This is a genomic window from Skermanella sp. (assembly GCF_059503625.1).
In genome coordinates this window covers 1-6,304 of sequence record NZ_JCACHA010000992.1, presented here as the reverse complement: position 1 = coordinate 6,304, position 6,304 = coordinate 1, and the positions used below count along the sequence as shown (strand labels likewise).

The 6,304-nt window shown below is 63.1% G+C and carries 8 protein-coding genes; 5 read left to right on the top strand and 3 right to left on the bottom strand.

Annotated elements, in window-relative coordinates:
• Window positions 1–415: N-acetylmuramoyl-L-alanine amidase family protein (locus AC5JJ6_RS36350; RefSeq protein ID WP_496046705.1), on the bottom strand; the 415-nt coding region annotated here is incomplete at its 3' end.
• 272 nt (window positions 416–687) lie between these two features.
• Here AC5JJ6_RS36350 and AC5JJ6_RS36345 point away from each other — a divergent pair.
• From AC5JJ6_RS36345 to AC5JJ6_RS36325, 5 genes are all read left to right on the top strand, one after another.
• Window positions 688–849 (top strand): hypothetical protein, encoded by a 162-nt coding sequence (locus tag AC5JJ6_RS36345; protein WP_157599321.1) that lies wholly within the window; start codon window positions 688–690, stop codon window positions 847–849.
• A 212-nt stretch (window positions 850–1,061) separates the two neighbouring features.
• Complete coding sequence (locus AC5JJ6_RS36340; RefSeq protein WP_496046704.1) at window positions 1,062–1,904, top strand: FkbM family methyltransferase; 843 nt, start codon at window positions 1,062–1,064, stop codon at window positions 1,902–1,904.
• A gap of 452 nt (window positions 1,905–2,356) precedes the next feature.
• A complete protein-coding gene (locus AC5JJ6_RS36335; protein WP_496046703.1) occupies window positions 2,357–3,082 on the top strand; it encodes a MotA/TolQ/ExbB proton channel family protein in 726 nt (241 codons plus the stop codon).
• Window positions 3,069–3,680, top strand: a complete 612-nt coding sequence (locus tag AC5JJ6_RS36330) for a DUF2135 domain-containing protein (RefSeq protein ID WP_496046702.1) — start codon at window positions 3,069–3,071, stop codon at window positions 3,678–3,680. Before AC5JJ6_RS36335 ends, AC5JJ6_RS36330 begins: the two co-directional genes overlap by 14 nt.
• Complete coding sequence (locus AC5JJ6_RS36325; protein ID WP_496046701.1) at window positions 3,680–4,204, top strand: hypothetical protein; 525 nt, start codon at window positions 3,680–3,682, stop codon at window positions 4,202–4,204. The genes AC5JJ6_RS36330 and AC5JJ6_RS36325 overlap by 1 nt, the downstream gene beginning before the upstream one ends.
• Before the next feature lie 195 nt (window positions 4,205–4,399).
• Here the strand turns inward: AC5JJ6_RS36325 and AC5JJ6_RS36320 are convergent, their stop codons facing one another.
• Both AC5JJ6_RS36320 and AC5JJ6_RS36315 read right to left on the bottom strand, forming a co-directional pair.
• Window positions 4,400–5,422, bottom strand: coding sequence for a YcjF family protein (locus tag AC5JJ6_RS36320; protein ID WP_496046700.1), 1,023 nt, complete (start codon window positions 5,420–5,422; stop codon window positions 4,400–4,402).
• Window positions 5,419–6,304, bottom strand: an 886-nt coding sequence (locus tag AC5JJ6_RS36315) for a YcjX family protein (RefSeq protein ID WP_496046699.1), incomplete at its 5' end; no start/stop codon positions are given. The genes AC5JJ6_RS36315 and AC5JJ6_RS36320, both read right to left, overlap by 4 nt.

Below are 6,304 nucleotides of genomic sequence, written 5' to 3'. Positions count from 1 at the left end.
CGCTGTCGGCGTGGATCGAGATGAAGAGATCGGCTCCCGCCTCCCGCGCCACGGCGACGCGGTCGGCGAGCGGCAGGAAGATATCGTCGTCGCGCGTCAAGCTGACCGAAACGCCGCGAGTCCCGCGGAGCTTGCGCGCGATTTCCCGGGAGATATCGAGCGTGATCTCCTTCTCCAGCGTGCCGCGCACGCCGATTGCGCCCGGATCGTGACCGCCATGGCCGGGATCGATCACGACGAGACGGCGCTCCGGCCCTGAAGTCTCACGGCTGGGCTTGCGCGGCGGCGGCTCCCTCGTCGCGGCATCCGCCGTTCCCGGCATAAGGGACGATGCGAGCCCAAACGAGCCAAGGCCCAGCCCCATGCCGAGCAGAGGCGCATTCAGCGTCATTTGAAGCAGAAGCCTGCGCTTCATCCGATAAAACTACCCTAAATTCCGGTGAATGGCGGAATACACCTCGACCTTCAGTCTAGATGCTGTTGGTTAACTGTTAATTACGCGCCCTGGGGCTTGTCGAGTCCGGAGATCGTAGTCCGCCGTAATTTCCCTGCCCAGCGCCGCCCTCTCCGCGAAAGCGGCGGGATCGGAATATGCATGAAACGATAGGACGCATTTTCGACTTATGATATCTTGTTTGCAAGCGCGACTCGGATGAGAATAATCCTTTGACGATGTTGGAGGCGATCATGAAGGAAGCCTTGATCAGCATCATGCGTCAGGAGCAGGAAGCTCTGGAGGCCCGCATCGCCGAAGAGCGGCGGCGTGAGGCTCCGGACGACATGAGGCTCGATGCCATGCGGGAAGAAGCGACCGACCTGCAACGACAGCTCGAACGCTACGAAGACTGAACCGTGCTGACCGGTTCCGGGAAGCGGGGCCGGCTCCGCTCCCGACCGAAGTCCGTACGGCCTCGCTCCGGCGCGCCGTACGGACTTTTTATTGACACGCGCTGAACTTGGATTCTTGGCTACTGATTCATTAATGACCGGCTTTGCCGTCCATGCTACTGATGGCGGCGATACCACCATATGCGTGGTCGCTACCGGTATGGACCAGAGCCTTGTCAGGGATCACCCAGGATCCACCCTTCGGCGCCTATTCACCCTCGGGCTTCCAGCGCGCCATCATCAGGCTGACCCGCGCGGTTCCCGAAACGTGGCTCGGCAAGCGCATCGCCTTCGCCGCCCGGCGCCTGGCGCTGGCGGGACTGAAGTCGCCGCTCGACGTCGACGTATTCGGGCGGAAGGTCCGGGTGCATCCGGAAGACAATGTCTGCGAAAAGCGGGTCCTGTTCACCCCGCAGTTCTTCGATCCGGTCGAACTCCAGGTCCTGGCGGCAGCCGTCCGGGATGGCTTCACCTTCGTGGACCTGGGCGCCAATGTCGGTATCTACTCGCTGTTCGTCGCCGGGCTGGCTGGAAGGAATGCTCGAATCCTCGCGGTGGAGCCGCAGCCCGAAATCTACCGCCGGCTCTCCTTCAACGTCGCCGCCAACGATCTGGGGACCATCAAGACACTGCAATGCGCCGTCGCCGACCGTGACGGGACACTGGACCTGTTCATCGACCGCGGCAACCGGGGTCAGAGCAGCATCGCCATGGTCACGGGCGAGAAGGTCAGCGTCCAGTGCCGGTCCCTGGAGAGCGTGCTGGTCGAATCAGGGTTCGACCGGGTCGATGCGCTGAAGATCGATATCGAGGGGGCCGAGGACACCGTCCTCGTCCCCTTCTTCGCGACCGCGCCCGTGCGGCTCTGGCCGTCCCTGATCCTGCTGGAGACTTCCAGCGACCGTTGGAAATCCGACTGCGTCGCGCTGTGCATCCAGCACGGGTACAAGGAAACCCACAGGACACGCCTGAACGTGATCCTGGAGCGTGCGCCAGACGGCGAAGCGGCTGCATAACCTGAAATTTCCTCGGAGTCGTGCCGCCTGCCTAGTCGTTGTGCAGTGCAGCATGACCTGAAGGCCGACGTGGAAGTTCATCCCCCTCCGGTGCGTTGAGCGTTAAACCGTTCGCAAACAAAGCGATGGGCCTCTTGGGCTGCTTGGGGAAGAGCTTTGGCAACTGGCTGCCATAACCGGCGATTTCCGTGACATTCTGTCGCGGAAAAGGTTAAAAAATGCTTTATTTTCAGCCTTTTCGCATAATTATTAGGCATTTTTACATAAACGCGTCTTCTATGCCTAAATAATAAGCTGTCTTCGTTAATTTAACGGCTTGCCGCCGTATTGCCGTGGTTGTGCCGGTGTGTACAATCAGTGGGTCGCACAACAAACTATTCTTGGCACGAAACTTGCGACAGGGAGTTGGAGAAATGAAGTCCTGATCAGCCGCCTGTCAACGGAGAGCCTTGATGACCGACGCGACTGCTGAGACCATCCATACCAGCCGGAGTACCGTTCCGACGTTTTTACATGCGAGGTCTTCCAGCACCTTTTCAGATTTTGTTCGAAACCCGCAGAAATATCTGCTCGTTCTTAGGTTTGCCCTGATCAATACCGTTGCCTCCTCACTGCTGACGGCAGCATGGCTTCAGGGATGGATCAAGCCGATCCTGGATACCGACGATACCGGGTTGTGCCAATTGATATTCGGCGTCTTTCTGGTTGGGCTCGTGGTTTCCGCCGGCAAGGTGTGGCGCACGAGCCGGGAACTGAACGCGTGCAAGGACTCCAAACTTCACGTCGGCTCGCGCGCGGCCCGGTATCTGGCCGAAGTCCAGGGCAAGGACAGCGGCAGCCGCGCCACGCTGGCCGGCAACCTCCGTCTCAAGCTGTCGTCGCGGGTAGCCGTCGTGCGTCATCTCGCCGCCAGCCTCGTCCTGCTGGGCCTGATCGGAACCGTCGTCGGCTTCATCATCTCGCTGAGCGGCGTCGATCCGCAGAAAGCCGGCGACGTGGCGTCGATAGCACCCATGGTGACCAAGCTGATCGATGGCATGTCGGTGGCGCTCTACACGACGCTGGTCGGCGGCGTCCTGAATATCTGGCTCAGCATCAACTACAACATGCTGTGCACCGGCACCGTCAACCTCATCACGGAAATCACGGCGCTCGGTGAACGGCATGCAGGGTCTTGACCAGTTCGACGACGAAGACGTCAACGGCACCGTCTTCCGCGATGTCATAACGCTGGCGCTATGCGGCTTCGTGGCAGTCGTGATCCTGCTCCTTCCCCATCTCAACCCCAAGCAGGAGGCCAAGGCCGCCGTCGCCAGCACAGTACCCGGCAACGTCATGATCGAGGCACGCTGGGCCGACGAGCTGGACTCGGACATCGATCTTTGGGTCCAGGCGCCGGGCGACGTGCCCGTCGGCTATTCCAACAAGTCCGGCGTGATCTTCAACCTGCTGCGCGACGACCTTGGCCGCAACGCCGACCCGACGCAGCTCAACTATGAAGTCAGCTATAGCCGCGGGGTGCCGCCGGGCGAATACGCGGTCAATCTCCACATGTACCGCAACAAGTCCAAGGTCTCGCCGGTCAAGGTGACGGTCGTCACCAGCGTCAAGAAGCCCAATTCGGAATCGGCCAAGCAGATCCTGACCAGCAGCGTGGATCTGATGGCCGAAAATCAGGAAACGACCGTCTACAGGTTCAAGCTTACCGAAGCCGGCGAACTGGTGCAGGGCAACGTGAACAGCCTGCCCAAGCCGCTGCGGAAATGGAGACAGTGATGCAGCTTCTGATGAGTCTCTTCGCTCTGGCCACGGTCCTCGCCGCAGGGCTCGCGACGATCAGCATCTGGTCGCCCCGGAAGCTTTGGGTCAAAGTCGGCGCCGTGCTTCTCGCGGCCTGCTTCATGCCGATTTCCTATGCCAGCTTCGCCGACCTGCTGAGCAAGCCGAAGCCGGTGGCGCTGGAATGGTTCAACCGGAGCATGCGCGAAGCCACCGTGCTCAGCGCCCGCATGCAGGAGGGGGAGGGGATCTACCTATGGCTCCAGCTTCCCGACAACGCCGAACCGCGCTACTACAAGATCGGCTGGAGCGAGGAAGTCGCCAAGCAGCTTCAGCAGGCGATGCGCGAAGCGGAGAAGAACCAGGGCGGCTTGAAGATGGAATTGCCGTTCGAGAACACCTGGGATACCGACAAGCCCATGTTCTACGCCCTGCCCCAGCCCAAACTGCCGGAAAAGAACGGCGAGGAAGGCGGCGGCGACAAGCCGATGGTCTATCAGCATCCAGGCACCAGCGCCTGATTGGGCTGGTGCAGCTTCTCTTGTTTCGTCTTGCCAAGACTTGATCTTGGCATCTCCCGGCGCAAAGCGAGCAATTTAGCGTAAAGCCTTAATCAAGCTCAGGCTTTTAAGGGTCTAAGTGACGTGTGGAGATGCCAAGATCAAGTCTTGGCATGACGATTTTCTGGTATTTGCCTGCCTTGTCGAGCGCGTGCCTCAGAGAACCTGCTTCGGTACGCTCAGCAGCTCCCTCCTGATACGCTTCAGGCTGGGTCGGTTGGTTTCGTCGTAGGACAGCGGGCGGCAGAGATGCATGGCGGTCAGGCCGACGCGGGCGGTCAGCAAGCCGTTGATCACGCCTTGCCCTACCCGGGCCGACAGGGACGCCGCCAGGGTGCTGCCCAGGGCTTCGGCCACGAGATGGTTGCCGCTTTCGGCGACGCCGGCGATCGCGATGTTGCCGAGCATGCGGCGCAGCAGCTTGAGGCCGCCGACATAGCCGGGACGCGCGCCGTACAGGGACGCCACCTCCCGCACCAGCTTCAGGTTCCGCCACAGCACGATCGCAACGTCGAGCAGCGCCGCAGGGCTAAGCGCCGTCGCGATCGCGGTGTCGCGCGATGCCCGCAGCACGAGCTGATAGGCCCGGCGGTCGATGTCCTGGAGAAGCTGGAGATCGACCATGCGGACGACTTCACGGTCGTCGTGAGCGTCGCTCAGGTGATCCTTCAAGGATGTGAGCTGGAGTGCCAGATCGGACCGGTCGCGGTAAAGGGAGGCTACCGCGCCGGCATAGCGCTCGGCTTCGCCATGGGTGCCGGCAGTGCGCAGATGCTCGGCGTCTTGGCGCAGGCCGTCGATCTGACGCAGCCGGCGCAGACTGCGCAACTCTCCCGCCAGCAAACCGAAGGCGCCGACCACGGTTCCGGCGGCAAGTGCGGCGGCGCCGATGCCGAGGACCATGCTGGTGTCGAAGGCGCGGCGAACCAGATCGACCGTGTCATACCCTACGGCAAGCGCTACCAGCACGGCTGCGGAACCGACCAGCAGCCGGATGGCCCAGCGGCGGGGGGCCGGGACCGGATCGGGGATCTCGACCTCGCCGGCCGGTTCGCCGGAGGGGTGCGGCCCCGTGGCACGTTCGTCCGGCACGACGACGACGTTGCCTGCGGGGTCCAGCTCCATCGGCTGGATATAGTCCGGAGCGGTGTAATCGGGATCTCGGGTCCGTCCGGTCATGACAGGAAGTCTCCGACCAGGAATTCCAGTGCCTGATCCAGGCGGATATTGGGCAGTCCGCGTCCGTGGCGGCCGGCCAGGGTCGGCGGCCGGAAATCCAGGAAGTTGAGCTTGCGGATGCCGTCGCGGTCCAGCAGGCGGTGGTCGTCGGGGATTTCGCCCGGATAGAGCACCGTCGGCTCCGTCCGGCCCAGCGGGATGCCGCGCACGCAGGAAAGCTGACGGCCCTGGTGCTCGGCCATCACCGTCTCCGTGCATTTGAGCGCGGCCAGCGCCATGGTTTCGACGGCGGCGCCCTCGAACCGGATCGCGTTCCGCCGCTCGGCGACCAGCCCGTCCAGCAGGCGGCGCAGGTTGCCGTGCTGGTTCGACGGGATGTGGTCGGCCTTGGTCGCGGCGAACAGCACCCGGTCGATCCGCCCGCCGAGCAGCCGGTCCAGCCAGCTCGATCGCCCGTGATGGAAGGACTCCAGCGTGGCGGACAGGGAGGTCTGCATGTCGGCCAGGGCCGCCGGTCCGGCGTTGAGCGCGCCCAGCACGTCGACCAGCACGATCTGACGGTCCAGGCGGGCGAAATGCTCGGCGAAGAAGCGGCGGACCACGTTGGTCTTATAGGCCTCGAACCGCTCCTCCATCATCGCCCACAGGGTATGCCGGCCGGCGCGGGCCGCCGGTTCCGGCAGCGGACAGAAGGCCAGCACGGGCGCTCCGATCAGCTCGCCCGGTTCGACGAAGCGGCCGGGCTGGATCAGGCTGAGGAGCTGGTCGGACGCCCGGCAGGCGAGCAGGTAATTGGTGTAGAGCTCGGCCGCCCGGCGGGCGACCGCCTCTTCCGCCGGCCCCGAGGGGTCGCGGTTGGACAGGTAGGCCAGCCATTCGGCC